This is a genomic window from Janthinobacterium sp. CG3 (assembly GCF_000344615.1).
Classification (GTDB): Bacteria; Pseudomonadota; Gammaproteobacteria; order Burkholderiales; family Burkholderiaceae_D; genus Janthinobacterium.
This window is the reverse complement of the sequence record NZ_KB467824.1, coordinates 2,485,963-2,512,115: the sequence shown is the minus strand read 5'-3', so window position 1 is coordinate 2,512,115 and position 26,153 is coordinate 2,485,963. Positions and strand designations below refer to the sequence as shown.

Annotated in this window: 24 protein-coding genes and 6 tRNA genes; 22 read left to right on the top strand and 8 right to left on the bottom strand. The window is 63.4% G+C overall.

From position 1 onward, the window contains the following. Window positions 1-132: 132 nt before the first annotated feature. The 7 genes from JANGC3_RS0110905 (at window position 133) to JANGC3_RS0110875 (ending at window position 7,135) form a co-directional block, all read left to right on the top strand. A complete protein-coding gene (locus JANGC3_RS0110905; protein ID WP_017876520.1) occupies window positions 133-1,878 on the top strand; it encodes a methyl-accepting chemotaxis protein in 1,746 nt (581 codons plus the stop codon). A 111-nt stretch (window positions 1,879-1,989) separates the two neighbouring features. Continuing rightward, on the top strand, window positions 1,990-2,859 hold the full coding sequence (locus JANGC3_RS0110900) for a CheR family methyltransferase (protein WP_026132838.1): 870 nt from the start codon (window positions 1,990-1,992) through the stop codon (window positions 2,857-2,859). A 9-nt stretch (window positions 2,860-2,868) separates the two neighbouring features. Further along, window positions 2,869-3,477: a chemoreceptor glutamine deamidase CheD gene (gene cheD, locus JANGC3_RS0110895; RefSeq protein ID WP_017876518.1), complete on the top strand. Its 609-nt coding sequence runs from the start codon at window positions 2,869-2,871 to the stop codon at window positions 3,475-3,477. Between the two features lie 45 nt (window positions 3,478-3,522). Continuing rightward, window positions 3,523-4,593: a protein-glutamate methylesterase/protein-glutamine glutaminase gene (locus JANGC3_RS0110890; protein ID WP_017876517.1), complete on the top strand. Its 1,071-nt coding sequence runs from the start codon at window positions 3,523-3,525 to the stop codon at window positions 4,591-4,593. Window positions 4,594-4,739: 146 nt separating this feature from the next. Then, window positions 4,740-5,138, top strand: coding sequence for a chemotaxis response regulator CheY (cheY, locus tag JANGC3_RS0110885; protein ID WP_026132837.1), 399 nt, complete (start codon window positions 4,740-4,742; stop codon window positions 5,136-5,138). A 314-nt stretch (window positions 5,139-5,452) separates the two neighbouring features. Beyond that, window positions 5,453-6,664 carry an EAL and HDOD domain-containing protein gene (locus JANGC3_RS0110880; protein ID WP_017876515.1) on the top strand — a complete coding sequence of 404 codons (1,212 nt, stop codon included), beginning with the start codon at window positions 5,453-5,455 and terminating at the stop codon, window positions 6,662-6,664. A 240-nt stretch (window positions 6,665-6,904) separates the two neighbouring features. Continuing rightward, window positions 6,905-7,135, top strand: coding sequence for a hypothetical protein (locus JANGC3_RS0110875; RefSeq protein ID WP_026132836.1), 231 nt, complete (start codon window positions 6,905-6,907; stop codon window positions 7,133-7,135). Between the two features lie 116 nt (window positions 7,136-7,251). Here JANGC3_RS0110875 and JANGC3_RS0110870 read toward each other — a convergent pair whose 3' ends face one another. From JANGC3_RS0110870 to JANGC3_RS0110850, 5 genes are all read right to left on the bottom strand, one after another. Then, window positions 7,252-7,437 (bottom strand): 4-oxalocrotonate tautomerase, encoded by a 186-nt coding sequence (locus JANGC3_RS0110870; RefSeq protein ID WP_017876513.1) that lies wholly within the window; start codon window positions 7,435-7,437, stop codon window positions 7,252-7,254. A gap of 24 nt (window positions 7,438-7,461) precedes the next feature. Continuing rightward, window positions 7,462-8,241: a class II aldolase/adducin family protein gene (locus JANGC3_RS0110865; RefSeq protein WP_026132835.1), complete on the bottom strand. Its 780-nt coding sequence runs from the start codon at window positions 8,239-8,241 to the stop codon at window positions 7,462-7,464. Between the two features lie 643 nt (window positions 8,242-8,884). After that, on the bottom strand, window positions 8,885-9,724 hold the full coding sequence (panC, locus tag JANGC3_RS0110860; RefSeq protein WP_017876511.1) for a pantoate--beta-alanine ligase: 840 nt from the start codon (window positions 9,722-9,724) through the stop codon (window positions 8,885-8,887). 58 nt (window positions 9,725-9,782) lie between these two features. Next, window positions 9,783-10,604 (bottom strand): segregation and condensation protein A, encoded by an 822-nt coding sequence (locus tag JANGC3_RS0110855; protein WP_017876510.1) that lies wholly within the window; start codon window positions 10,602-10,604, stop codon window positions 9,783-9,785. A gap of 18 nt (window positions 10,605-10,622) precedes the next feature. Next, complete coding sequence (locus JANGC3_RS0110850) at window positions 10,623-10,832, bottom strand: DUF3460 family protein (RefSeq protein WP_017876509.1); 210 nt, start codon at window positions 10,830-10,832, stop codon at window positions 10,623-10,625. Between the two features lie 223 nt (window positions 10,833-11,055). On the opposite strand from JANGC3_RS0110850, the gene JANGC3_RS0110845 reads away from it, so the two are divergent. After that, window positions 11,056-11,958: a DMT family transporter gene (locus tag JANGC3_RS0110845; protein WP_026132834.1), complete on the top strand. Its 903-nt coding sequence runs from the start codon at window positions 11,056-11,058 to the stop codon at window positions 11,956-11,958. 95 nt (window positions 11,959-12,053) lie between these two features. Here JANGC3_RS0110845 and JANGC3_RS0110840 read toward each other — a convergent pair whose 3' ends face one another. Continuing rightward, the gene (locus tag JANGC3_RS0110840; protein ID WP_017876507.1) at window positions 12,054-12,533 is read right to left on the bottom strand and encodes a GNAT family N-acetyltransferase; all 480 of its coding nucleotides are present in this window, start codon (window positions 12,531-12,533) and stop codon (window positions 12,054-12,056) included. Between the two features lie 9 nt (window positions 12,534-12,542). After that, entirely contained in the window at window positions 12,543-14,705 is a 2,163-nt protein-coding gene (gene metG, locus JANGC3_RS0110835) for a methionine--tRNA ligase (RefSeq protein WP_017876506.1), read from the bottom strand. A gap of 135 nt (window positions 14,706-14,840) precedes the next feature. On the opposite strand from metG, the gene apbC reads away from it, so the two are divergent. Then, window positions 14,841-15,929, top strand: a complete 1,089-nt coding sequence (gene apbC, locus JANGC3_RS0110830) for an iron-sulfur cluster carrier protein ApbC (protein WP_017876505.1) — start codon at window positions 14,841-14,843, stop codon at window positions 15,927-15,929. A 33-nt stretch (window positions 15,930-15,962) separates the two neighbouring features. Continuing rightward, a complete protein-coding gene (locus JANGC3_RS0110825) occupies window positions 15,963-16,373 on the top strand; it encodes a DUF4399 domain-containing protein (protein ID WP_017876504.1) in 411 nt (136 codons plus the stop codon). Between the two features lie 114 nt (window positions 16,374-16,487). Here the strand turns inward: JANGC3_RS0110825 and lysA are convergent, their stop codons facing one another. After that, window positions 16,488-17,735: a diaminopimelate decarboxylase gene (lysA, locus tag JANGC3_RS0110820; RefSeq protein ID WP_017876503.1), complete on the bottom strand. Its 1,248-nt coding sequence runs from the start codon at window positions 17,733-17,735 to the stop codon at window positions 16,488-16,490. Between the two features lie 149 nt (window positions 17,736-17,884). Here lysA and JANGC3_RS0110815 point away from each other — a divergent pair, with 149 nt between their 5' ends. The 12 genes from JANGC3_RS0110815 to JANGC3_RS0110755 all read left to right on the top strand — a co-directional run bounded on the left by JANGC3_RS0110815 (window position 17,885) and on the right by JANGC3_RS0110755 (window position 26,116). Next, entirely contained in the window at window positions 17,885-18,796 is a 912-nt protein-coding gene (locus JANGC3_RS0110815) for a LysR family transcriptional regulator (RefSeq protein WP_017876502.1), read from the top strand. A gap of 167 nt (window positions 18,797-18,963) precedes the next feature. Continuing rightward, on the top strand, window positions 18,964-20,373 hold the full coding sequence (gene gltX, locus JANGC3_RS0110810; protein ID WP_026132831.1) for a glutamate--tRNA ligase: 1,410 nt from the start codon (window positions 18,964-18,966) through the stop codon (window positions 20,371-20,373). 62 nt (window positions 20,374-20,435) lie between these two features. After that, window positions 20,436-20,511, top strand: a tRNA-Ala gene (locus JANGC3_RS0110805). Between the two features lie 67 nt (window positions 20,512-20,578). Continuing rightward, window positions 20,579-20,654, top strand: a tRNA-Glu gene (locus JANGC3_RS0110800). A 63-nt stretch (window positions 20,655-20,717) separates the two neighbouring features. Continuing rightward, window positions 20,718-20,793, top strand: a tRNA-Ala gene (locus tag JANGC3_RS0110795). A gap of 26 nt (window positions 20,794-20,819) precedes the next feature. Further along, window positions 20,820-20,895, top strand: a tRNA-Glu gene (locus JANGC3_RS0110790). 446 nt (window positions 20,896-21,341) lie between these two features. Beyond that, entirely contained in the window at window positions 21,342-21,773 is a 432-nt protein-coding gene (locus tag JANGC3_RS0110785) for a hypothetical protein (RefSeq protein ID WP_017876500.1), read from the top strand. A 238-nt stretch (window positions 21,774-22,011) separates the two neighbouring features. Beyond that, window positions 22,012-22,087 (top strand) — tRNA-Glu (locus JANGC3_RS0110780). 65 nt (window positions 22,088-22,152) lie between these two features. Next, window positions 22,153-22,228 (top strand) — tRNA-Glu (locus tag JANGC3_RS0110775). A 182-nt stretch (window positions 22,229-22,410) separates the two neighbouring features. After that, window positions 22,411-23,583, top strand: coding sequence for an elongation factor P maturation arginine rhamnosyltransferase EarP (gene earP / locus JANGC3_RS0110770; RefSeq protein ID WP_017876499.1), 1,173 nt, complete (start codon window positions 22,411-22,413; stop codon window positions 23,581-23,583). 136 nt (window positions 23,584-23,719) lie between these two features. Further along, window positions 23,720-24,295 carry an elongation factor P gene (locus JANGC3_RS0110765; RefSeq protein ID WP_017876498.1) on the top strand — a complete coding sequence of 192 codons (576 nt, stop codon included), beginning with the start codon at window positions 23,720-23,722 and terminating at the stop codon, window positions 24,293-24,295. 216 nt (window positions 24,296-24,511) lie between these two features. Next, entirely contained in the window at window positions 24,512-26,116 is a 1,605-nt protein-coding gene (locus JANGC3_RS0110755) for an amidase (protein WP_026132830.1), read from the top strand. Window positions 26,117-26,153 lie beyond the last annotated feature (37 nt).

Genomic DNA, 26,153 nt, shown 5'->3' with positions numbered 1-26,153 from the left:
GCAGTGCTGCCGGACCACGCCGTCGACGCGGGGGCGGCCGGCCGAAGGTTCGCAAGAGACCGGGTCAACAGGGGTTTGCCGGCGCGCAGCGGGGGCGCCGGCAGGACAAAGTGGGATTTTACGGAGACTGAAATGAATTTACGCGACTTCAAGATTGGCACTCGTCTGGGAATTGGTTTTGGCATTATTCTGACCATCCTGGTGGCGATGGTATTGTCGGCCAATTTCCTGAACTACCGCAACAAGGCCGAGCTGGTCACCGGCGTCGAGCTGTCGAACGCCAAGATCGCCCAGGCGGCGGCGATGAAAAGCGCGATGCTGGAAACCGGCATCGCCATGCGCAACATCGGCCTGCAGTCGGACGTCAGCCTGATGCAGAAGGAGGAGGGCAAGGTCAAGGAACAGCGCAAGCGCTACGAGGCGGCGCGCGACAAGCTGCAGACGCTGGGCCTGGACGACACCGAGAAGAAGGTGCTGGGCGAGATCGCCGCCTTCGACAAGGAAGTCGACGTCGCCTTCAAGGAGGCGATCGGCCAGGTGCTGGCGTTTAACAGCGAAGGCGCGGCCAAGGTCATCGCCAGCCGCATCGACCCGCTGAACCAGAAAACCCTGGTGGCGATCAACCAGTTGCTGGGCCTGCAGCAGAGCGCCGCGCGCAGCTTCATGGACGGCTCGGTGGCCGGCGACATGCGCCTGATGCTGATGCTGTTCGCGCTCGGCGGCGTCGCCGTGGCCGTCGGCGTGGTCTGCGCCATCGTCACCACCAAGAGCATCACCGGGCCGCTGCGCGGCGCGGTCGAGGTGGCGCAAAAGGTCGCCGCCGGCGAGCTGACCTCGCACGTCGAGGTCACCGGCAAGGATGAAACCAGCGCGCTGCTGCGGGCGCTCAAGGAAATGAACGAAAGCCTGGTCAAGACCGTCACCGACGTGCGCGCCGGCACCGAGACGATCACCATCGCCTCGCGCGAAATCGCCTCCGGCAACGCCGACCTGTCCTCGCGCACCGAGTCGCAAGCCAGCTCGCTGGAACAAACCGCCAGCTCGATGGAAGAGCTGACCTCGACCGTCAAGCAAAACGCCGACAACGCGCGCCAGGCCAACCAACTGGCCGTGTCGGCCTCGTCGGTCGCGGTCAAGGGCGGCAGCGTGGTGTCGCAGGTGGTCAGCACGATGGGTTCGATCAAGGACAGCTCGCGCAAGATCGTCGACATCATCGGCGTCATCGACGGCATCGCCTTCCAGACCAACATCCTGGCGCTGAACGCGGCCGTCGAAGCGGCCCGGGCCGGCGAGCAGGGCCGCGGTTTCGCCGTGGTCGCCTCCGAGGTGCGCAACCTGGCCCAGCGCAGCGCCGGCGCGGCCAAGGAAATCAAACAGCTGATCGGCGACTCGGTCGACAAGGTCGACGCCGGCAGCAAGCTGGTCGACGAGGCCGGCCAGACCATGGACTTGATCGTCACGTCGATCAAGCAGGTCGCCGACATCATGGGTGAGATCACCGCCGCCACGCTGGAACAGAGCAACGGCATTGAAGAGGTCAACCAAGCCATCACGCAGATGGACGAGATGACGCAGCAGAACGCCGCGCTGGTCGAACAGGCGGCGGCGGCCGCCGAAAGCATGCAGGAACAGTCGTTGAAGCTGGCCCAGGCGGTGAGTATCTTCAAGCTCGACGACGACCACGAGCACGAGCACGCCGCGCCGGCCCACGCCGCGCACGCCGCGCACGCCGCGCCGGCGCGGACGCCGGCGCGGCCGGCGCCGGCGGCGCGCGCCGCCGTCGGCCGTCGGGCGGCCGCGGCGGCGCCACCGGCCGCCGCGGCGCCGGCCCAGAAGAAGCTGACCGCTCCGGCCGGCGACGATTGGGAGGAGTTCTAAGCGTTACCGGCGCGCCGCCACGCGAACAGCGATTCGGACGTGGCGGCGCGGCAAAGCCATGGCGGCAACCGCAGCAAGGCATTGATTTGCAAGTTTAAAAAGGTAATACAGATGCCGCATAATAAAACGGATACCGTCAAAGAATTTGATTTTACCGGCAAGGACTTCGAACGGGTCCGCGCCATGATTTACAAGCGGGCCGGCATTGCGCTGGCCGACAGCAAGCAGGAAATGGTCTACAGCCGGCTGGCGCGGCGCCTGCGCGCCACCGGCATCCACTCCTTCGTCAAGTACCTCGACGACCTCGACGCCGGCCGCCTGGGCGACGAGTGGGAGGCGTTCACCAACGCCCTGACCACCAACCTGACCTCGTTTTTCCGCGAGTCGCACCACTTTCCGCTGCTGGCCGACCACTTGAAAAAGATCGGCGGCCCGGCCACGATTTGGTGCTCGGCCGCCTCCACCGGCGAGGAGCCGTATTCGATCGCCATGACCGCCTGCGAGGCCTTCAACACGCTGACGCCGCCGGTGACGATCGTCGCCACCGACATCGACACCAACGTGCTGGCGGCGGGCGCCAGCGGCGTCTACACGCTGGACCGGCTCGACAAGATGGCGCCGGAGCGGGCCAAGCGCTTTTTCCAGCGCGGCAAGGGCGAGCGCGAGGGCATGGTGCGGGTGCGCCCCGAATTGCGCCAGCTGATCACCTTCAAGCAGCTCAACCTGCTGGCCGACGGCTGGCCGCTGTCGGGCCAGTTCGACGTGATTTTCTGCCGCAATGTGATGATTTATTTCGACAAGGCGACCCAGCGCAAGATCCTGGCGCGCTTCGTCCCGCTGATGAAGCCGGACGCGCTATTGTTCGCCGGCCACTCGGAGAATTTCTTGTATGTCTCGGAGTCGCTGAAACTGCGCGGCAAGACGGTGTACGAGTTGGACGAGCGCGGCGCCGGCCACAAGACGTCCCCGCATCGAACATGAGAATAGACTATGAGCTTAGATTCCAAAGACCAGTTTGCCACCAACGTTTATTACGATAGGACGTTCGACTGCGATGCCGCCAAGATCCTGCCGGGCGAATACTACTTCACCAACAAGGACATGCTGATCGTCACGGTGTTGGGTTCCTGCGTGTCGGCCTGCATCCGCGACCGGGTCAGCGGCCTGGGCGGCATGAACCACTTCATGCTGCCCGACGGCGGCGGCGACGCCAGCAGCCCGGTGTCGGCCTCGATGCGCTACGGCACCTACGCGATGGAAATCCTGATCAACGACTTGCTCAAGGCCGGCGCCCGGCGCGAGAACATGGAGGCCAAGGTGTTCGGCGGCGGCGCGGTGCTGCGCGGCTTCACGGCGATCAACGTCGGCGAGCGCAACGCCGCTTTCGTGCTCAGTTATCTGCGCGCCGAGAAGATGCGCGTGGTGGCCGAGGACTTGAACGACATCCACCCGCGCAAGGTGTATTTTTTCCCGCGCACCGGCAAGGTGCTGGTGAAAAAATTGATGCAGACCCACAACGACACGCTGGTCAAACGCGAGCAAGACTACGCCAAGCGCCTCAAGGTGCAGCCGGTCGGCGGCGAGATCGAGTTGTTTTAACACAGCGGTATTAATGACCAGGGCCAGGCCCGGAAAGTAGGCAGTATGAAGATCAAAGTCCTGATCGTGGATGACTCCGCGCTGATACGCAGCGTGATGAGCGAAATCGTCAACAGCCAGCCCGACATGGAGGTCGTCGGCGTGGCGCCCGACCCCTTGGTGGCGCGCGAGCTGATTAAACAAACCAACCCGGACGTGCTGACGCTCGACGTCGAGATGCCGAAGATGGACGGGCTCGACTTCCTGGAAAAACTGATGCGGCTGCGGCCGATGCCGGTGGTGATGGTGTCGTCGCTGACCGAGCGCGGCTCGGAGATCACCATGCGCGCGCTGGAACTGGGCGCGGTCGACTTCGTGACCAAGCCGAAGATCTCGATCCAGAGCGGCATGCGCGAATACACCGAGATGATCGCCGACAAGATCCGCGCGGCCTCGAAGGCGCGCATCCGCGCCCGCACGCTGCCGGTGGCCGGCGAGGCCGGCGCGACGCCGCTGCCGGCGCTGCGCAACCCCTTGACGTCGAGCGAAAAACTGATCATCGTCGGCGCCTCCACCGGCGGCACCGAGGCGATCCGCGAATTCCTGATGCAGATGCCGTCGGACTGCCCCGGCATCCTGATCACCCAGCACATGCCGGAGGGCTTCACGCGCTCGTTCGCGCGGCGCCTCGACTCGCTGTGCAAGATCTCGGTGCAGGAGGCGGCCGGCGGCGAACGCGTGCTGCCGGGCCACGCCTACATCGCGCCCGGCCACTCGCACCTGACCTTGACGCGCAGCGGCGCCAACTACATGACCAAGATCGACCAGGGCGAGCCGGTGAACCGGCACCGGCCGTCGGTCGACGTGCTGTTCCGCTCGGCCGCGCTGGCCGCCGGCAAGAACGCGGTCGGCGTGATTTTGACCGGCATGGGCAAGGACGGCGCCGCCGGCATGCTGGAAATGAAGCAGGCCGGCGCGTATAATTTCGCCCAGGACGAGGCCAGTTGCGTGGTGTTCGGCATGCCGCGCGAAGCCATTGCGTTGGGCGGCGCGCACGAGGTCGGCGCGTTGACGGCGCTGCCGGCCATGGTGCTGGGATACCTGGCCAAGCACGGTATGCGCGCTTTGCGTGTGTAAATCAGCTTTCATGCGTTTTTACGCGACTTTGTTCGCCTAAGGGCAACGAAAATGCTATCCTATAAACTGCTGCCGTAGTGCTGGCGTACGCGCCGGCATTCATGTCGCCTTATTAATAAACCGCTAGAGAAACAACGGAGTAATTCATGGCTGATCCAAAGATGAAATTTTTAGTTGTTGACGATTTTTCGACAATGCGTCGCATTGTCCGGAATCTGTTGAAAGAACTGGGTTACGCCAACGTTGACGAGGCAGAAGACGGCGTCATGGGCCTGGCGAAACTGCGCGCGGAATCGTTCGACTTCGTCGTGTCCGACTGGAACATGCCGAACATGGACGGGCTGACGATGTTGCAGCACATTCGCGCCGACCCGGCGCTGGCCAAGTTGCCGGTGTTGATGGTGACCGCCGAAGCGAAAAAAGAAAACATCATCGCCGCCGCCCAAGCCGGCGCCAGCGGATATGTGGTCAAGCCGTTCACGGCCGCCACGCTGGACGAGAAGCTCAACAAAATTTTCGAAAAACTCGAAAAAGCCGGCGCCTGACAAAACCCCGGCGATGCGTCGTTCGCGCGCCGGCGCACTCACAACCAAGCAGCGGCAAACAGCCGGGGTCAGACCTCCAGGGTCCGACCCCAGGGTTACGCCGTTGGCGTTGATGACGTCTGCGCCGACGCCGCGTAAAGACGACACGGCCAGGCGCGGCCTGATCGCGCCCGCGTCGGCGCGATAGCCGCGCCCCTTCTGATGCTTTCACGCAATATTGAGGCTGCCGGGCTACCTGGGCCGCAGGTGTGGTGATACACTCGTCTTGCTCGCACATTGCGCGTGCCACACTTTAGCCTACCCGAGCCGCCGCCATGCACCAAACCAATTTCATCGTTCGCGAACCGCTGCTCGATCCGAAGCAGCGCGTCATTGGCTATGAGTTGTCGTGGCAGCAAAGCGGCGCGGCCGCCTCGACCGACGCCCAGCTCGAAGAGCTGATCGGCTTCGTCGCGGCGCAACTGGTCGACGACGAACGCGGCTGGCTGCTGCGCGACAAACTGCTGTTCCTCGACGCGGTGCCGGCGATGCTGTCAACCGACGCGCTGTTCTCGATGCCGCCCGAATTCACCGTGTTGAGCATTCGCAGCGCCGAACTGCACAACCGCGACACGCTGGCGGCGGTGCGCGGCCTGCGCGCCGGCGGCGTCGGCATCTCGCTGCGCGAGGCGCCGGCGGCGCTGCTGAGCAAGAACCTGGCGGCCATCGCCTCCTACGTCGAGGTGCGCTTTACCGGCGCCGACGTGGCGGCGCAGGCGCGCGTCTTTTCCGCCTTAAAACAATCGTCGGTGCGCATGGTGGGCCGGCCGGTGGCGACCTGGGCCGACTTCGACGCCTGCGCCGCGCTCGGGCTGGACGCCTTCGTCGGCAAGCTGCACCTGACGCCGCGCGGCGGCGACGCGCCGGTGAAGGGCATGAACCCGGCCCAGACCATCATCTTGCAACTGATGCAGATGGTGAACCAAAACGCCGACATCAAGCACCTCGAAAACGCCCTCAAGCGCGACGCCGCGCTGTCGTACAAGTTGCTGCGCTTCATCAACTCGGCCAGCTTCGGCCTGGGGGCGGAGGTGCAGTCGCTGCGCCAGGCGCTGGCCTTGCTGGGCTACGCGCCGCTGTACCGCTGGCTGACCTTGCTGCTGGCCACCGCCAGCACCAGCGGCTACTCGCCGGTGCTGATGGAGACGGCGGTGGTGCGCGGGCGCCTGGCCGAGCTGCTCGGCGTTGGCGCGCTCGGCAAGCACGAGGCGGAAAACCTGTTCGTGGCCGGCATGTTCTCGCTGCTCGACCGCCTGCTCGGCCTGCCCATGAAGGAAGTGCTGGAAACCATCCAACTGCCGTCCGAGGTGGTCGAGGCGCTGCTCACGCGCGGCGGCAAATACGGCCCCTATCTGGCGCTGGCCGAAGCCTGCGAACTGAACTCGAACCTGGTGTCGTCGCTGGCCGCCTCGCTTAAATTCAGCCCGCTCGACGTCAACAAGGCGCACCTGTCGGCGCTGGCCTGGGCGCAAAGCATCGCCACCTGAAGTGGCCGCGGCGCTTGCCGCCAGCGCGGCGCAGGCGCGCCGATAGCGCCATCCCTGGCCCCATCCCCCGCCGTGTATCGCCTTGATAGCGAATTCCCATAACGTAACTATTTGTTCCTGATAGAATCGAATTGACGTATATAATTCACATCGAATTATTATTTTGATAAAATCGGTATCGAAACCTGCGCCGGCACGTGGACGGGCGACTATTCGGGCGCCGATGCGGGTAACTGCAGCGTGGATATCTCCGCGTCCGGCGTCGTGAGCGGTTCGTGCTTCTCCGGCCAAGGCGGGGCGTTTGCCGTCAACGGCACCGTCGACGCGCAAGGCAACCTGGCGTTCAAGCTGAGCGTGAGCGGCGTTGCCAGCGCCACCTTCAACGGCAATCTCGATTCGCCGCTGGCGATGGGCGGCACCTGGGCTACCGGCGCGGGATTGTCCGGCGCCTGGAGCCTGAGCCACTACTAAGCCGGAGCGGAACCCTGCTGCGGTGCGGCGGGCCGGGGCTCAGACGGAAAGAAACACGTACCGGCGGGAGGCCGCATCCGGCCCCCGCGTCCGGTCCCGTTATATAGGACGTTTGCTCATTCGTCCGACCACAGCTTGCCGCCGGTGGCCCAGTGCTCGCGCTTGATTTCATGGATCAGGATGTCGACCGATTCCGGCGCGGCGCCCAGGGTTTTGACGGTGGCTTCCGTGACGGCCTGTACGAAGGCGCGTTTTTGTTCCAGGGTACGGCCTTCGAACAGTTGAACGTTAATGGTCGGCATAGTTGCTTCTTCTCAGTAAGGGGATCAGGTACGGTATGGGGAGCCGGCGGCGTCCAGGCGACGCAACAGGGAAGGCCACTCGGGCACGCCCTCAGGCGAACCGTCGCCCACCAGTTGCGCATGGGCTTTCAGGCACATGGCTTCCGACGGCTGGCGCAGCGGCACCATCGCCGCTTGCGCGCGCAGTTGTACATCGCAGCCCCGGTCCAGGGTTTCCATCAGCACGAACGCTTCGGGAATGGTGCGGCCCACGGTCAGGCTGCCGTGGTTGCGCAATAGCATAGCGTAACGGGGGCCCAAGTTGCGCACCAGGCGCTCCTGCTCGTCTTCCGTCATGGCAATGCCTTCGTAGTCGTGATAGGCCAGTTCGCCGTAAAAACGCAGTGCGTACGGCGACAGCGGCTGCAGGCCGGTATCCTGCATCCCGACGGCAATGCCGGCAAGGTTATGCAAATGCATGACGCAGGCGGCGTCCGGACGCGCCTTGTGCACGGCCGCGTGCAGGCGGAAGCCGGACTTGTTCACCGTGTATGGCGACTGGCCGTCGATGTTGCCGTCGCTGTCGACCTTGACCAGGTTCGACGCCGTGACTTCATTGAAGCGCATGCCGAACGGGTTGATCAAGTAACGACCCGGTTCGCCGGGTACGGCGGCTGAAATATGCGTGTAAATACCGTCGTCCCAGCCGTACAGCGCGCATAACTGATAGCACGCGGCGAGGTCGATGCGGGTTTGCCATTCGGTGGGGGAGGTGATGCCGGGGCGGACAAGTGCGGCCTGGCCGGGTGTCGAAAATGTGTCCATGGCCCCAGCGTAGCAGGCTAGGTAGAAGTTATTATATGCATGTTTATATGAGTGATATTCTAATCCGGACATATTGCGACCTGCCGCGGCTTTTCCTAGGATTGGGACCGCGCCTTGCGCGTCGCTGGATTTGCGCGTATTCTCATATCACGGACTACATCGTCGGGTTCTACAACTGCAAGCGATTGAATTCAGTACTGGGCAATGCCGCCCGCCGCCTACGAGCGGGAAATGGCAAAAAAAGCCCCTATTGTTGTGTCCGAAATTACTTGACCACCGCAGAGATCGGGTGTGTTGGAACGGTCATACAAACTACCAAAGAACTTTTTTGCTGCATCACTTGTGAGAGCCATGTGAGCCTCCATACGGTCATGGGAAAACACTTTCGCTACGGGTAAAGACTGTTCATTTTCGCGTGAGAAACGCGTTGCGCCGCATACGCGGTCTTCACGTTTTAGCACAAGGGTTTGAAGCCAAAAAGCAAGATGTAACGGTGCTCGGCAGTGAAAAAGTTCCCCATTTTTCAGGCGGCGGCCCGGCAAAAAAAAAGGGGTCGGGTCTGGACATGGCGGTTTTCCGTTTGGAAAACCGCCATGTCCAGACCCGCCCCCGAATTGCGTTGGAGGCGGGCGGGCGGGAGGGCCTAGATTTCCAGGTTGTCGATCAGGCGGGTTTGGCCCAGTTTGGCGGCGGCCAACACCACCAGCGGCGTGCCCCGCGCCAGCTCGTCGGCCGACGGCGCTTGCAGGTCGATGCGCTTGCGCACCGAGATGTAGTCGGGGTTCCAGCCTTTCTGGGCCAGTTGCTGCATTGCCGCGCGCTCCAGGTCGGCGACGTCGAGGTTGCCGGCGCGCACGGCATCGGCGACGACGTTCAAGCCCTGGTACAGCGACGGCGCCTCGGCGCGCTCGGCCGGCGACAGGTACATATTGCGCGAGGACAGCGCCAGGCCGTCGTCGGCGCGGTAGGTTTCGGCGGCGATGATTTCGGTCGGCAGCGCGAACTGGCGGCTCATGTTGCGGATGATCATCAACTGCTGGTAATCCTTCTTGCCGAACACGGCCACCCGCGGCTGCACGCAGGAGAACAGCTTGAGTACGACGGTGGTGACGCCGGTGAAGAAGCCCGGGCGGAACTCGCCCTCGAGCGTGTTACCCAGGTCGTCGGGCGGGCGCACGCGGAACTCCTGCGGCTCCGGGTACAGGTCCTTCTCGGTCGGCGCGAAGAGCACGTAGACGCCTTCCTTTTCCAGCTTCTCGACGTCGGCCTGGAAGGTGCGCGGATACTTCTCGAAGTCTTCGCCCGGCCCGAACTGCAGGCGGTTCACGAAAATCGACGCGACCACCGGGTCGCCGTGCCTGCGCGCCAGGCGCATCAACGACAGGTGGCCTTCGTGCAGATTGCCCATCGTCGGGACGAAGGCCGTGCGCAACTGCCCGCTTAACTGGTCGCGCAACTCTTCAATGGAGGAAATGATTTTCATGGATTGCTTTCGCTATGGCGCTAATGGGAAAACGGTGGGGGGGCGGCGCGCGGTCCGCTCAGGCCGGCGAATATGCCAGCCGCACATAAATCGGCGCAAACGGCTCGGCTTGCGTAATTTCAATCAGGGTTTCTTTGGCCAGTTCCAGCAGCGCGACGAAGTTGACGACGACGATGGGCACGCCGCCGGCGGGGTCGAACAGATCGGCGAACTCGACGAAGCGGGCCGTTTGCAGGCGCCGCAGGATACCCGTCATGTGTTCGCGCACCGACAGTTCCTGGCGGCTGATCCTGTGGTGCTGGGTCAGCTTGGCGCGCTTCAGCACGTCCAACCAGGCCGCCTGCAGGTCGGCCGGCTCGACGTCGGGCCAGGTCGGCGTCAGGCTTTGCTCGATGAAAATGGCCGGGCGCAGGAAATCGCGCTCGAGCTGGGGCAGCGCGTTCAAATCGTAGGCGGCCAGCTTGATCTGCTCATAATCGAGCAGGCGCCGTACCAGCTCGGCGCGCGGGTCGCCGATATCGTCCTCGATGTCGCACCTGGTCGAGGGCAGCAGCATGCGCGACTTGATCTCGATCAGCATCGCCGCCATCAGCAGGTACTCGGCGGCCAGCTCCAGGTTGTGCACGCGGATCTGGTCGACATACTTCAGATACTGCAGGGTGACCTGCGCCATCGGAATGTCGAGGATGTTGAAGTTTTGCTTGCGTATCAGGTAGAGCAACAAGTCCAGCGGCCCCTCGAAGGCCTCCAGGAAGATTTCCAGCGCGTCGGGCGGGATGTACAGGTCGGTCGGCATGCGCATCAGCGGCTCGCCGTACAGGCGCGCGAAACCGACCGGATCGACCGCCGGCGTCATTGCCGCCGGTTCGACTGGCAACATAGCGCTCGTCCCGATCGCTTAAATCTTGTTCTGGTAAACGTAAGCTTGTTGCTTGATGGCCGATTCCATCTGGCTTTCCTGCTCGCTCAGGCTGACCGGCGGCTTATCCCACAACAAAGCGCGGCCGGCGCGCTGGCCCTCTTCCATGCCCGGGTTCTTCTCTTTCAGCGCCTTGATAAACAAAGTGTGATCGGATTCATACAACTGGAACTGTTTGGTAAGTTTCATATAGTCTTATTGGTAAGAGGCAATCGATATTTTACCGCGCCGGGCGGTGCTGCGGTCATTCTATCTCCACGGCCCGGGTAGGAATCGGCTGAAAACGGCCAAAAATGCCCCGCCGCCGTAGCATTTTTGGCGTCCCCTGCCGTCGCTGGCGAAATCGGCTATCCTCGACGCACCGACAACCCCGGGGTGTCGGTTTTTCCCGAGTCCACTTTATTGCTTGCCTATGAATCCAGGTTTGACGCCTTCCACCGTTTTTTTGTTGGTCCTCGCTCCATTGTTGTGGGCGGGTAATGCCATTGTCGGGCGGCTGGTGCATGAGATGGTGCCGCCGATGACCTTGAATTTCCTGCGCTGGTTGATCGCGTTCTTTATTTTGCTGCCGCTGGCGGGGCCGATTTTCCGCCGCGGCAGCGGTTTGTGGTCGCATTGGCGCCGCTTCGCCGTGCTCGGCTTGCTGGGCGTCGGGATGTATAACGCGCTGCAGTATATGGCGCTGCAAAGTTCGACGCCGATCAATGTGACGCTGGTCGCGGCCGGGATGCCGGTCTGGATGATGCTCACCGGTTGGCTGTTTTTCGGCGCCCGCGTGTCCGGCAGGCAGGTGCTGGGCGCGGCGCTGTCGATCGCCGGCGTGTTGCTGGTGCTCGCCCGCGGCGAGTTGCGCCATGCGCTGGAGTTGCGCCTGGTGCCGGGCGATGTGTTTATGGTTTTCGCGACGATTGCGTGGTCGTTGTATAGCTGGTTGTTGACGCGCTCGAACGCGCCCGACGACGTGCGCGGCCATTGGGCCAGTTTTTTGTTGGCGCAGGTGGCGTTCGGGGTGGTGTGGTCCGGCGCTTTCGCCGCCGGCGAGTGGACGCTGAGCAGCGCGCGGATCGGCTGGAGTTGGACGCTGGTCGCCGCGCTGGTGTATGTGGCGGTCGGCCCGGCGGTGATCGCGTTTCGCTGCTGGGGCGCGGGGGTGCAGCGCGCCGGCCCGAGCGTGGCGGCGTTTTTCAGTAATCTCACGCCGCTGTTCGCCGCCCTGATGTCGGCCGCTTTCCTGGGCGAGTTGCCGCAGCCGTACCACGGCTTGGCGTTTTTGTTGATTGTGGGGGGGATTGTGGTGTCGTCGCGCAAGGGGTAAGCCAAGGGCGCCACCCCGGGGTCGGACCCTTGGGGGCTGGCCCTCTCGCCTTGGCGCCGGCTCTTTGCCGCTGTGTTGTTTGAACCGGTGGCGCGCTAGCAGCGCAGTGCGCGCCGCATGACCATCGGCGCCGGTTCCAACGGGTTGGCGTGCGAGTATTCCAGTTCCTCGGCCAGTTCGAACTCGTAGGCGGTGTAGAAATCGCGCAGCTTGGGCTGGTCGAGCCGCACCGCCAGCCGCAGTTCTTCCACGCCCGAGGCCAGCCCGTGGTGGATCACCGCCTCCAGCAGGTGCTGCGAGATGTTGCTGCCGCGGTAGGCCGGCAGCACGCCCATGCGCAGGATTTCCCACACGTCCGCTGCGCTGTCGAGCGGCAGCCAGCGCAGCGAGCCGACCGGCGTCTCGTCGACCAGCAGGATGAAGCCGCCGCCCGCGCGCAGGTGCTCGCCGACGTGGACCGTCGTTTCGCGGTGGCCGCTGGAGGTGACGCTGACCTTGCCGGCCCACGCGGCCCGCGTCAGGTCGGCGATCAGTTTCGCGTCGGCGTCCGTTGCTTCCCGCACCACGATGTTCATCGCTATGCCTTAGCCGACCCGCATGCCGGGTTCCGCGCCCGGCCACGGGTTGAGGATGTAGATGCCCGGATTGGCTTTTTCGTCGGCGGCGGAGGCGGCCAGCACCATGCCTTCGGAGACGCCGAATTTCATCTTGCGCGGCGCCAGGTTGGCCACCAGCACGGTCAGCTTGCCAATCAGCTCTTCCGGCTGGTAGGCGGCCTTGATGCCGGAGAAGACGTTGCGCAGGCGGCCTTCGCCGGCGTCCAGCGTCAGGCGCAGCAGCTTGTCGGAGCCGGCCACGTGTTCGCAGTTGACGATTTTGGCGATGCGCAGGTCGATCTTGGCGAAGTCGTCGATCTTGATCTCCGGCGCCAGCGCCTCGATCTGGCTGCTTGGCGCCGACGCTTGCAGCGCCGGCGCGGCGTCGGCGGCCGCGGCCGCCACGGCAGCGGGGGCGGCGGCCGGCGCCGGGGCGTCGAACAGGGCCTCGACCATTTTGGCGTCGACCCGCGTCATCAGGTGGTTGTAGGCGCCGATGCTACGGCCCAGCATAGTCTGGTAAACCGCGCCGCTGGCGACGTCGGTGTCGGCCCAGCTCAGGTGCGCGTCGTTGAGGAAGCGGGCGACGTTGGCGGCCACGTCCGGCAGCACCGGCGACAGCAGGATCGTCAACTGGCGGAACAGGATCAGCGCGGCGCTGCAGACGTCGTGCAGCTCGGCGAGCTTGGTCTCGTCCTTGGCCAGGATCCACGGTTTGTTCTCGTCGACGTACTGGTTGGTGATGTCGGCGATTTCCATGATTTCGCGCAGCGCCTTGCCGAATTCGCGGTGCTCGAAGTGGTGGGCGATGCTGGCCTGGCGCTCGCTGGCGACGCCGTCGTGCTCGACCGTCAGCGCGCGGTTGACCCAGGCCCGGGCGCCGTCGGACAGGCCGGCGGCCAGCTTGCCGTCGAATTTCTTGGCGATGAAGCCGGCGCAGCGGCTGGCGATGTTGACGTATTTGCCGATCAAGTCGCTGTTCACGCGCGCCACGAAGTCGTCGCCGGTGAAGTCGAGGTCTTCGACCTTCGAGTTCATTTTGAAGGCGATGTAGTAGCGCAGCCATTCCGGGTTCATGCCCAGGTTCAGGTAGCGCAGCGGCGAGATGCCGGTGCCGCGCGACTTCGACATTTTCTCGTTGTTGACGGTCAGGTGGCCGTGCACGTTGACGGTCAGCTTGTCGATCACCGGGTGGTCGGCGAATTTCAGCATCGCCGGCCAGAACAGCAGGTGGAAGGAGACGATGTCCTTGCCGATGAAGTGGATCTGTTCGGTGGCAGGGTCCTTCAGCAGCGCTTCGAAGTCCATGCCCTTCTTGTCGCAGTAGTTCTTCAGGCTGGCCAGGTAGCCGACCGGCGCGTCCAGCCAGACGTAGAAGAATTTGCCCGGCGCGTCGGGAATCGGGATGCCGAAGTAGGGCGCGTCGCGCGAGATGTCCCAGTCGGCCAGCTTTTCGCCGGCTTCGCCCAGCCATTCGCTGACCTTGTTGACCATTTCAGGCTGCAGGCGGCCGGGCGTGTTCAGCCAGTCCTTGAGGAAGACGAAACAGCGCGGGTCGGACAGCTTGAAGAAGTATTGTTCGGACGGTTTCATGATCGGCGTCGAACCGGTGAACACCGAGAACGGGCGCACCAGTTCGGTCGGCTGGTAGGCCGCGCCGCACACTTCGCAGTTGTCGCCGTACTGGTCCTTGGCGCCGCATTTCGGGCATTCGCCCTTGATGTTGCGGTCGGCCAGGAACATGCCCTTGACCGGGTCGAAGAAGCGGTCGACGGTTTTGGTGACGATCAGGCCGGTGTCGCGCAGCTTGCGGTAGATGCCCTGCGACAGCTCGACGTTTTCCGGCGAGTCGGTCGAGTACCAGTTGTCGAAGGCGATGTGGAAGCCGTCGAGGTACTGGGCGCGGCCGGCGGCGATCCTGGCGACGAATTCCTGCGGCGTCAGGCCCTCTTTTTCGGCGGCGATCATGATCGGCGTGCCGTGGGTGTCGTCGGCGCCGACGAAGTGCACCTCGCGCGGGCTCGCACCGTCGCGTTGCATTCGCTGGAACCGGACCCAGATATCGGCCTGGATGTATTCCATCATGTGGCCAATGTGGAAGGCGGCGTTTGCGTAAGGCAGGGCAGTGGTGACGAACAGCTTGCGAGTCATGATTGATGCACTTTGGGTTGGATAAAAAATACATTTTAACAGCGGAAAGGCCGGCTGGACATCGGCGGCGCGGCGGGCCGCCCTGATTTTTCGTCAATTTTGCGCTAGACTGCGGGATCACACACGGAGATTTTCATGAGCATCACAGTAGAAGACGTCAAGGCAGCCCTCTCAAGCGTTATCGATCCGAACACCGGCAAGGACTTCGTGGCCTCGAAGTGCGTCAAGAACCTGAAGGTCGAGGGCGGCGCCATTTCGCTCGACATCGAGCTGGGCTACCCGGCCAAGAGCCAGTTCGAGGCCATCCGCGCCAGCGTGCAGGCGCCGCTGCAGGCCTTGCCCGGCGCCGCCTCGGTTGCCGTCAACGTGTATTCGAAGATTATTTCGCACACCGTGCAGCGCGGCCTGAAGCTGATGCCGAACGTCAAGAACATCATCGCCGTCGCTTCCGGCAAGGGCGGCGTCGGCAAATCGACCACCGCCGTCAACCTGGCGCTGGCCTTGTCGGCCGAGGGCGCCTCGGTCGGCCTGCTCGACGCCGACATCTACGGCCCGTCGCAGCCGATGATGCTGGGCATTAACGAACAACCGAAAACCACCGACGGCAAGACCATGGAGCCGCTGGAAAACCACGGCCTGCAGGTGTCGTCGATCGGCTTCATGATCGACCCGGGCGAGCCGATGGTGTGGCGCGGCCCGATGGTCACGCAGGCGCTGCAGCAGTTGCTCGAGCAAACCAACTGGCGCGACCTTGACTACCTGATCGTCGACATGCCGCCGGGTACCGGCGACATCCAGTTGACGCTGTCGCAAAAAGTGCCGGTGACGGGCGCGGTGATCGTCACGACGCCGCAGGACATCGCGCTGCTGGACGCGCGCAAGGGCTTGAAGATGTTCGAGAAGGTCGGCATTCCGATCCTCGGCATCGTCGAGAACATGAGCACCCACATCTGCACCAACTGCGGCCACGCGGAAGAGATTTTCGGCGCCGGCGGCGGCCAGAAGATGTGCGGCGAATACGGCGTCGACTTCCTCGGCGCGCTGCCGCTGACGATGGCGATCCGCCAGCAGACCGATTCCGGCCGGCCGACCGTGGTCGCCGAGCCGGACGGCGCCGCCGCCGCCATCTATAAAGAGATCGCCCGCAAGATCGCGGTGAAAGTGGCCGAGAAGGCCAAGGATTTGACCAGCAAGTTCCCAAGCATCGTCATCAAAAACGACTGACGGTCGATTGAGCAACCAAGGAGAAACGCCTAGATGAATATCCGCACCCAGTTCCTGCGCCGCCTGGCGGCCGCCACCATCGTCACCGCCTGCATGGCGGCGAGCGCCTTCGCGCAATCGGTTTCCTTCACCGAGCCGGCCGACGGCGCCACCGTCAGCAGCCCGTTCAAGGTGAAGTTCGCCGTGGCGGGAATGGACGTCAAGCCGGCCGGCGAGATCGCCGCCAACAGCGGCCACCACCACCTGCTGATCAACAAGGAATCGATCAAGGCCGGCGATTCGGTGCCGTTCGACGATTCCCACCTGCATTTCGGCAAGGGCCAGACCGAAGCCGAAGTCAAGCTGGCGCCCGGCGTCTACAGCCTGACGATGCAGTTCGCCAACGGCGCGCACCAATCGTACGGCCCGGCGCTGAGCAACACCATCAAAGTCACCGTCAAGTAAGTATCGCGCCTCGGCCTGCGTCGACGCCGGTGTCGGGTTAGGCCGTTCCGGCTAACCCGACCTGCGATCCGCGTTGGCGGGCGAGCCGACACACCCGCGGCGCCGCCCTTCGCATTACCCCAGCAATTCCAGCGAAATCAATTCCGCCACCGTCTGGCGCCTTCTGATCAGGCGCGACCGCGCGCCGTCGACCAGGTATTCGGCGGCGTGCGGGCGGCTGTTGTAGTTCGACGACATCGACGCGCCGTACGCGCCGGCGCCGTGCATCACCACATAATCGCCCACCTGCGCCTGCGCCAGCAAGCGCGTCTCGACCACGCCGCCCTCCAACTGCGTAAACACGTCGCCCGATTCGCACAGCGGCCCGCCGACCACGGTGGCGCGCGGCGGCAGCGCCGCGAGGTCGCGGCCGTCGCGCGCCAGCACCGTCATCTCGTGGTAGCTGCCGTACATGGCCGGGCGCATCAACTCGCTAAAGCCGGTGTCGAGCAGCGTGAAGTGATTGCCGCCCATCTGCTTGGTGGCGCGCACTTCCGTGACCAGCAAACCCGCCTCGGCGACCAGGAAGCGGCCCGGCTCGATTTCGATGCGCACCGGGTGGCCCAGGTGCGCCTCGATCTGCTTGCGCGCCGCGTCCCACAGCGCGAAGTAGTGCGCCGTGTCGACCGGCTGCTCGCCTTCGCGGTACGGCACCGACAGCCCGCCGCCGGTGGAGATGGCCTCGATGTCGTGGCCCATGCCGGCGACCAGTTCGACCATCGTGCCGCAAACCTGTTCCAGATGGCTGTAGTCGACGCCCGAGCCGATGTGCATGTGCAGGCCGACCAGGTGCAGGCCGTACTGGCGGATCAGCGCGATGGCGTCCTTCAGTTCAGTGTGCCAGATGCCGTGCTTGCTGTTTTCGCCGCCGGTGTTGGTCTTGTTGCTGTGGCCGTGGCCGAAGCCCGGGTTAATGCGCAGCCAGACCCGGTGGCCCGGCGACACCGCGCCCAGCTGGTGCAGCATGTCGATGGAGCCGGCGTTGACTTCGATTTTCGACTCGGCCACGCGCCGCAGGGTGGGGCGGTCGAACAGGTCGCAGGTGAACACCACGCCGGCGGCGCCGTTCTTTTCTTCGGTCGTAAAACCCGCTTGCAGCGCGCGCTCGATCTCGCCCAGCGAGACGGCGTCGACGTGGGCGCCGGCGTCGCGCATCAATTGCAGCAGATGGATGTTGGAGCAGGCCTTCTGGGCGAAGCGCACCACGTCGAACGAGGCCAGCTGGGCGATGCGCGCGCGGATCAGCGCGGCGTCGTAGACCCACAAGGGGGTGCCGTGTTGTTGGGCCAGTTCGGCGAGGGTCTGCTCTGAAATGCTGTTCATTGTCTGCTTTCTTATATGGGTAGGGGCGGTGGCCGCGCTTGCGTCTGTCGTGTGGAAACATTATGGCGCGCTGCGCGTCAAACAGAAAATATCTATTTGACGCTACCTTATTCATTTATGATATATGTTTATCCTCAACCCTTCCGGCCATGTCCATTACCCTGCGCCATATCGAGGTGTTCCGCGCCATCATGACCGCCGGCAGCGTGACCGGCGCGGCGCAGATGCTCAACACCTCGCAGCCGACCGTCAGCCGCGAGCTGGCCCGGCTCGAATACCTGACCCAGTTGACGCTGTTCGAGCGGGTGCGCGGGCGCCTGCGCCCGAGCGCGCAGGCGCTGCAACTGTTCGAGGAGGTGCAGCGCGCCTATTTCGGGCTGGAGCGCATCGTCAGCGCCGCCGCCGCGCTGCGCCAGTTCGAGCAGGGCCAGTTGTCGATCGCCTGCCTGCCGGTGTTCGCGCAGTCGCTGCTGCCACAGGCGTGCCGGCCGTTCCTGGCGCAATTCCCGAAGGTCAGCGTGAGCATCACGCCGCAGGAGTCGCCGCTGCTGGAGGAGTGGTTGTCGGCGCAGCGGCACGACCTCGGCCTGACCGAGGTTGACAACGCGCCGCCCGGCACGGTGCTGAGTCCCCTGATGTCGGTCGACGAGGTGTGCGTGCTGCCGGACGGGCACCGGCTGGCGGCGAAGGCGGCGCTGGCGCCGGCCGACTTCGCCGGGCAGCCCTTCATCAGCCTGTCGGCGGTCGACCCTTACCGCCAGCAGATCGACGAAATTTTCCGCCAGGGCGGCGTCGAACGGCGCATGGTGCTCGACACGCCCAGCGCCGCCTCGGTGTGCGCGATGGCGCGCGAAGGCGTCGGCCTGGCCATCGTCAACCCGCTGACGGCGCTCGACTTCGCCGGGCAGGGGCTGCAAATCCGCCGCTTCACGGTGTCGCTGCCGTTCACCGTGAATATCGTTAAACCGCTGCACCGGCCGCTGTCGCAACTGGTCGACGTCTTCGAGGCGGCGCTGCAAAGGCAGGCCGAGCGCATCGCCGAACAAATCCGCCGGCTATAAAACGCCGCTGGCCCTCGCCCTTGGTTGCGGGTCGAATTAACGGCACAGTGTCGCCGGTCGGATTAGCGCAGCGTAATCCGACCGACGAATATCGCGCCGACCGGTTTGGCCCCGGCCAGTGCCAACGCGGTAAAATGGCGTCTTTCTCTTTTAGCCTGACCACTTCGATGACCACTGCATCCGCTAAGCCCGTCCGCACCCGTTTCGCTCCCAGCCCGACCGGCTACCTCCACCTCGGCGGCGCCCGCACGGCGTTGTACTCCTGGGCGTTCGCGCGCCACTTCGGCGGCACTTTCATCCTGCGCATCGAAGACACCGACCTGGAACGCTCGACGCCGGAAGCGGTGCAGGCGATCATCGACGGCATGAAGTGGCTCGGCCTGGAGCACGACGAAGGCCCGTTCTACCAAATGCAGCGGATGGATCGCTACCGCGAAGTCGTCGCCAACATGCTGGAAGAGGGCACCGCCTACCTGTGCTACTCGTCGCCGGAAGAGGTCGAGGCGATGCGCGAAAAAATGCGCGCCGCCGGCGACAAGCCGCGTTACGACGGCACCTGGCGTCCTGAAGAGGGCAAAACCCTGCCGGCGGTTCCGGCCGACCGTAAGCCGGTGGTGCGCTTCAAGAACCCGCTGGACGGCGACGTCACCTGGGACGACGTCGTCAAAGGCAGTATCACCATCTCGAACCGCGAAATGGACGACCTGGTCATCGCGCGCCCGGACGGCACCCCGACCTACAATTTCTGCGTCGCCGTCGACGACTGGGACATGGGCATCACCCACGTGCTGCGCGGCGACGACCACGTCAACAACACGCCGCGCCAGATCAACATCCTGCGCGCGATCGGCGCGCCGCTGCCGCTGTACGGCCATCTGCCGATGATCCTCGGTTCCGACGGCGAGAAGCTATCGAAGCGCCACGGCGCCGTCAGCGTGATGGACTACCCGGCCCAGGGCTACCTGCCGGAAGCGATGCTGAACTACCTGGCGCGGCTGGGTTGGAGCCATGGCGACGACGAAGTGTTCTCGATGGAGCAGTTCTGCGAGTGGTTCAACCTGAACCACCTGACCAAATCGGCGGCCCAGTTCAACCACGAAAAACTGGCATGGCTGAACAACCACTATATTAAGCAAGCGGACAACGCCCGCCTGGCGGACCTGGCCCGTCCGCTGATGCTGGCCGACGGCGCGGTCTTCGACGGCGCGCCGGAATTGGCGCTGGTGCTGGGCATGCTGAAAGAGCGGGTCAACACCGTCAACGAACTGGCGACGGCGGCGATGCTGTTCTACCGCGAACCGCAGCCGGACGCGGCCCTGCTGGCGCAGCACCTGACCGACGCCATCAAGCCGGCGCTGGCGCAGTTCGCCCAGCGCTGCCAAGGCGTGGAGTGGAGCAAGGAGGCGTTGGCCGCGATGATCAAGGAAGTGCTGGCCGCGAACACGCTGAAGATGCCATTGCTGGCGATGCCGCTGCGCCTGATCCTCACTGGCCAGCTGCAAACCCCGGCCATCGACGCGGTGCTGCAAGTGTTCGGCCGCGAAACCGCCCTGGCGCGTTTGGCCAAATATCTCTAATAGTTGCAAAAGGGTATTTGCGTTCTTCTGTATCTTTGCTATACTCTTGTTTCTGCGCCAACGGGGGTATAGCTCAGCTGGGAGAGCGCTTGCATGGCATGCAAGAGGTCAGCGGTTCGATCCCGCTTACCTCCACCAGCAAATGGAAAAGAAGTTTCTCCGTTTAGTTTGAATATGGTGCAGATGTAGTAAATGCTAGTTCAGGGTCCCCATCGTCTAGAGGCCTAGGACATCACCCTTTCACGGTGAGTACAGGGGTTCGAATCCCCTTGGGGACGCCAGGTTTCGTAGTAAAGCAGTAGCTAGTAAAAGCCGTTCACGCGGTTTGTAATGTTCTGTGCCAGGGGGGTATAGCTCAGCTGGGAGAGCGCTTGCATGGCATGCAAGAGGTCAGCGGTTCGATCCCGCTTACCTCCACCAAAGCACAGAAAATTGAGCAGTTCATGGTCCCCATCGTCTAGAGGCCTAGGACATCACCCTTTCACGGTGAGTACAGGGGTTCGAATCCCCTTGGGGACGCCAATTTCGACAGTTTGCGGGGCCAGCGCCGGCAAACACGTCCATAGCAAGTGACAGATCAAGCCGCCTAGTGCGGCTTTTTTGTTTTCCTCCCCCTCCATATCTTCAATTTGGCGCGGCGGACCGGCCCGGTCTCGCGTTGGCCGCTTGTTGCTTGCCAATTGAATCCATTTACCTTGCGGCACCTTGATGACGCTTTGGGTATTTATTTCCACTATTTTGCCGGCTGAATCGTTTTCAGGTACGCATCGATCATCGGACTGGCTTCGAACTTGTGTCGATGATGCGATCGCCGCGTTGTGCGCGACGCTGGCGCGTCCTTCGCTGCTGATTCCTCCGTCGCGACCTTTTGGAATCGACGCATGAAAGGGTTTTGAATTGCAGTGCCAGTATATCGGCGGCGAGAAATGTTAATATGAATGCAATTTCAACTTGCTGCCCCTTAACTGATGAACAAACCCTACAATATTCTTCTTTTGATCGGCGGATGTTTGAGCGCCATCGCGGCGGTGCTGCACATCGGCATCATCCTGGGCGGCCCGTCCTGGTATCGTTTTTTTGGCGCGGGGGAGCGGATGGCTACGGCGGCGCAGGCCGGGCACTTGTATCCGACGATCGTCACCTCGTGCATCGCCTTGGTCTTGGCGGCATGGTCCGCATATGCATTTTCCGGCGCCGGACTGCTGGCCCGGTTGCCGTTTTTGGAGTTGGCGCTGGTGTTGATCACGATCGTCTATCTGCTTAGGGGTCTGGCCATTTTGCCGCTGATATCGATTGCGAAGGTGCCGCCCACGCCCTTTCTGGTCTGGAGTTCGCTGATTTGCCTGGCTTATGGATTGGTACACATGATTGGCTTAATGCAGATGTGGCGAACGTCATAAGGCGTCGGCCTGTTGTTTTGGGCCGGCTAGCAGCACCGCGTGGGGTTCCCGCCGCGATGACGCTCGCGAAGTTGCGGATTTTCGTATGCCGGCTATCGTTGTCCTGGTGAAATAAACGTTGGCGGCGGCGGCCCATCTATTGATTTAGCGCGGCGCTTCGTGTTAAACTTCGCGCACGCTTTTTTGAGGGGCAAAAAACTCTCGAATCAGAGTCCGCTGAACGGTATCATCAGCACAGGTCCCCATCGTCTAGAGGCCTAGGACATCACCCTTTCACGGTGAGTACAGGGGTTCGAATCCCCTTGGGGACGCCAAGGCTTTTTCGGCAGTCGGCACTACCAGGTCAGGATGCGCGGTTCGGCATTCAGGACAGATTTCTGTCCCCATCGTCTAGAGGCCTAGGACATCACCCTTTCACGGTGAGTACAGGGGTTCGAATCCCCTTGGGGACGCCAGTTCAGCTTCGTTGGAAGCCAGCAAATAAGCCGCCTTGAGCGGCTTTTTTGTCGCCCGGCATATTGTGGAGAATGCCAAATTACGGCGTGTTCACGCCAACATCCGGCACGCCGGCGCGCCTAGGCGATACAATGTGGGGCATCCTTGCCGTACGCCTAGCCTTGAATGACAACCATCCACTATGCAACCCGATAAAAACCGCGCGACCTCCCTGGCCCTGTTCTGTAAGGTCGTCGACAACTATGGCGACATCGGCATCTGCTGGCGCTTCGCCCGCCAATTGCAGCGCGAGCACGGCATCGCCGTCACCCTGTGGGTCGACGACTTGCCGACTTTTCAGCGCATTTGCCCGGACGTCGCGCTCGACGCCGAGGCGCAGCAGCTGGCCGGCGTGGCGGTACGCCACTGGCGCGACCAGGAGGGCGTGTTTGCGCCCGGCGATGTGGCCGACATCGTGATCGAGTTTTTCGCCTGCGATATTCCGCCGGGCTATATTGCCGCGATGGCCGGGTGCGATCCGCGCCCGGTGTGGCTGAATCTGGAAGGCTTGACTGCCGAGGAGTGGGTCGAGGGTTGCCACACTTTGCCGTCGCCGCATCCCCGCTTGCCTTTGACGAAACATTTTTTCTTTCCCGGATTCACCAGTAAAACCGGCGGCCTATTGCGCGAATCCGCGTTGGAGGGGCAGCGTCGGCAGTTCCAGTCGGAGCCGGCGGCCATGGCCGCCTTCCTGGCCAGGTTTGGCGTGGCGCCGGCCGAGATGGCGTCGCTAAAGGTGTCGCTGTTCTGCTATCCGCACGCGCCGGTCGCGGAAATGTTTGCCGCGTGGCAAAGCGGCGATGCGCCCGTCACCTGCCTGGTACCCGAAGGCGTCGCGGTCGAGGCGGTGCGGGCGTTTCTCGGTTCGGCGGCGGGCGCGGGCGCGGCAGCTACGCGCGGCGCGCTGACCGTGCGCGTGTTGCCGTTTGTCGCCCAGCCGGACTACGACAAGCTGTTATGGGCTTGCGACCTGAATTTTGTGCGCGGCGAAGACTCTTTTGTGCGCGCGCAGTGGGCGGGTAAGCCGTTTATCTGGCATATTTATCCGCAGGACGAGAATTTGCACCATGTCAAATTGCGGGCGTTTTTGCAACGCTATTGCGACAACATTGATAGTTTGACCGCCTTTTCCCTGCGCTGGAACGGCGCGCCGGCGCCGGGCGTCGGCGAGCGGGCCGACTGGTCCGCGCTGTGGCCGTCGGTTCAGGCGGACATGGCGGAAGTGGCGCGTCGCTCCGCCGGCTGGCAGGGGGAAATGCTGGCCAACGGCGATCTGGCGAGCAACCTGCTGAAGTTTTCCCGTTCGCTGCGGTAGGCGGGGCGCGAAAAACAGGGTAAAATGCCCGGTTAATTTATAACGTATTTTTTTCGATCAAACGTGAGCTTTCGGCGCCCTTGGCCCAGAGGCGACAGATGATTTTTATGCAACCTACTTTTTACGTACACTCCCTATGAAACCTGCAAAAGAAATTCGCGTTGGCAACATCATTATGGTCGACAGCAAGCCTATGATCATCTTGCGTTCCGATGTCAACGGTTCGAGCCGCACGGGCTTCACGTACAAATGGAAGATGAAAAATCTTCTGACGAACAGCCCTCAGGAAAACGTATTCCGCGGCGACGATAAATTTGACGTGGTTGTTCTCGATAAAAAGCCGGTGACGTATTCGTATTTCGCCGATCCATTGTTCGTGTTCATGGACGCTGAATACAACCAGTATGAAATCGAAGAAGAAAACCTGGGCGATGCATTGCATTACCTGAAAGACGGTATGGAATGCGAAGCCGTGTTTTACGACGGCAAAGCGATTTCGGTTGAATTGCCAACCACCATCGCTCGTCAGATTTTCTATTCGGAGCCAGCGGTCAAAGGCAATACCTCGGGTAACGTCTTGAAAGAAGCGCAGATCGAAAACGCCATCGAAGCGCATCGCCACACCGTTCAAGTGCCGCTGTTTGTCAGCCAGGACGATACGATTGAAATCGATACCCGTACCAACGAATACAAGCGCGTGGTCCGTAACTAAGATAACACTTAGGCGCGCATCTGCGAAAACGCTGCCGAAAACAGGCAGCGTTTTTTTTCGTCCTTTTTTCGGCCTCGGCGTTTCAGCGGCGTTTTTTTTGTTATCTTTTTTTGCATGCAAAAAAACTAATCTTGTCTGGATTTCCAATGACTCGCGCTGCTATGCTACGGACTCGCGCAAACGCGGTTTTGCGCATGACCGTAAATTGGGGATGGCATGGATCGTAGGGATTTCGTTCGGATCGGTTTGGCCGCTGGCGCCGCCGCAGGTGTCAGTCAGGCGCCGGGTGCCGCGGCCGCCGCGCAGCCCGGCGCCGGCGGCGTGCTCGACGCCGGCGTGCTGCGCCAGCAGGCGCTGATGCGCTCCGCCCGGCTCGGTTCGCACGCGCTGACCTCGCAGTACCTGGCCCGCATCGACGCCATCGACCGCTCCGGACCGCGCATCAACGCCATCATCGAACTCAATCCCGACGCCTTGACGATCGCCCGCGAAAGGGACCGCGAGCGCGCCGCCGGCAAGGTGCGCGGCCCGCTGCACGGCATTCCGGTTCTGCTGAAGGATAACATCGCCACCGGCGACCGCATGTGCACCAGCGCCGGTTCGCTGGCGCTGGCCGGCGTGCGCGCCAGCCGCGACGCCCACGTGGTGGCGCGGCTGCGCGCGGCCGGCGCCGTCATTCTCGGCAAGACCAATATGAGCGAGTGGGCGAATATGCGTTCGACCCATTCGGTCAGCGGCTGGAGCGCGCGCGGCGGCCTGACCCGCAACCCCTACGCGCTGGACCGCAGTTGCAGCGGTTCCAGCTCGGGCTCGGGCGCGGCCATCGCGGCCTGCCTGGCGACGCTGGCGGTGGGCACCGAGACCGACGGCTCGATCGTCTCGCCGGCGTCGGTCTGCGGCCTGGTCGGCATCAAGCCGACGCTGGGCCTGGTCAGCCGCAGCGGCATCATTCCGATCTCCCGTTCCCAGGACACGGCCGGGCCGATGGCGCGCAGCGTCGCCGACGCCGCGCTGATGCTGGCGGCGATGGTTGGCGTCGACCGCGCCGACGCCGCCACGCTGGACGGTGCCGGCAAGGCCGGCGACTACGCCAGGGCGCTCGACAAGAAGGGCTTGCGCGGCATGCGCATCGGCGTGGCGCGCGATTTCTTCGGCAGCAACGACGGCCTCGACGCGGTAATCGAACGGGCGCTGCTGGTGTTGGCGGCGCAGGGCGCCATCCTGGTCGACCCGGTGCAGGTGCCCAACGTCGCCAAGTACGCCGATAGTGAAGCCGAGGTGATGCTGCACGAGTTCAAGGCCGGCCTGGCCGACTATTTGAGGGAGTACGCGCCCGGCGCGCCGGTGGCGGACATGGCCGGCGTGACCGCCTTCAACCAGAAGCACCAGCGCGCCGAGATGCGCTATTTCGGCCAGGAGTATTTGCTGCTCGCGGAAGGCAAGAAGGGACTCGACAGCCGGGAGTATCTGGACGCGCTGGCCAACAACCAACGCTACGCGCGCGAGGAGGGCCTCGACCAGGTGCTGCGCGAGCACCAGCTCGACGCGCTGGTGGCGCCGACGGGCGGGCCGGCCTGGCTGACCGACTTTATCAACGGCGACCATTACGGCGGCAGTTTTTCGACGCCGGCGGCGGTGGCCGGCTATCCGCACGTGACGGTGCCGGCCGGCTTCGTGCACGGCCTGCCGGTGGGGCTGTCGTTCGTCGGCGCGGCCTACAGCGAGGCGGCGCTGATCAAGATGGCGTATGCGTTCGAGCAGGCGACGCTGCACCGGCGCGCGCCGCGGTTCCTGGCGACGGTGTCGCCGGCGGTGCGCTAACCCGAGCGACGAAAACCGCGCCAACTTAACGTCGTTG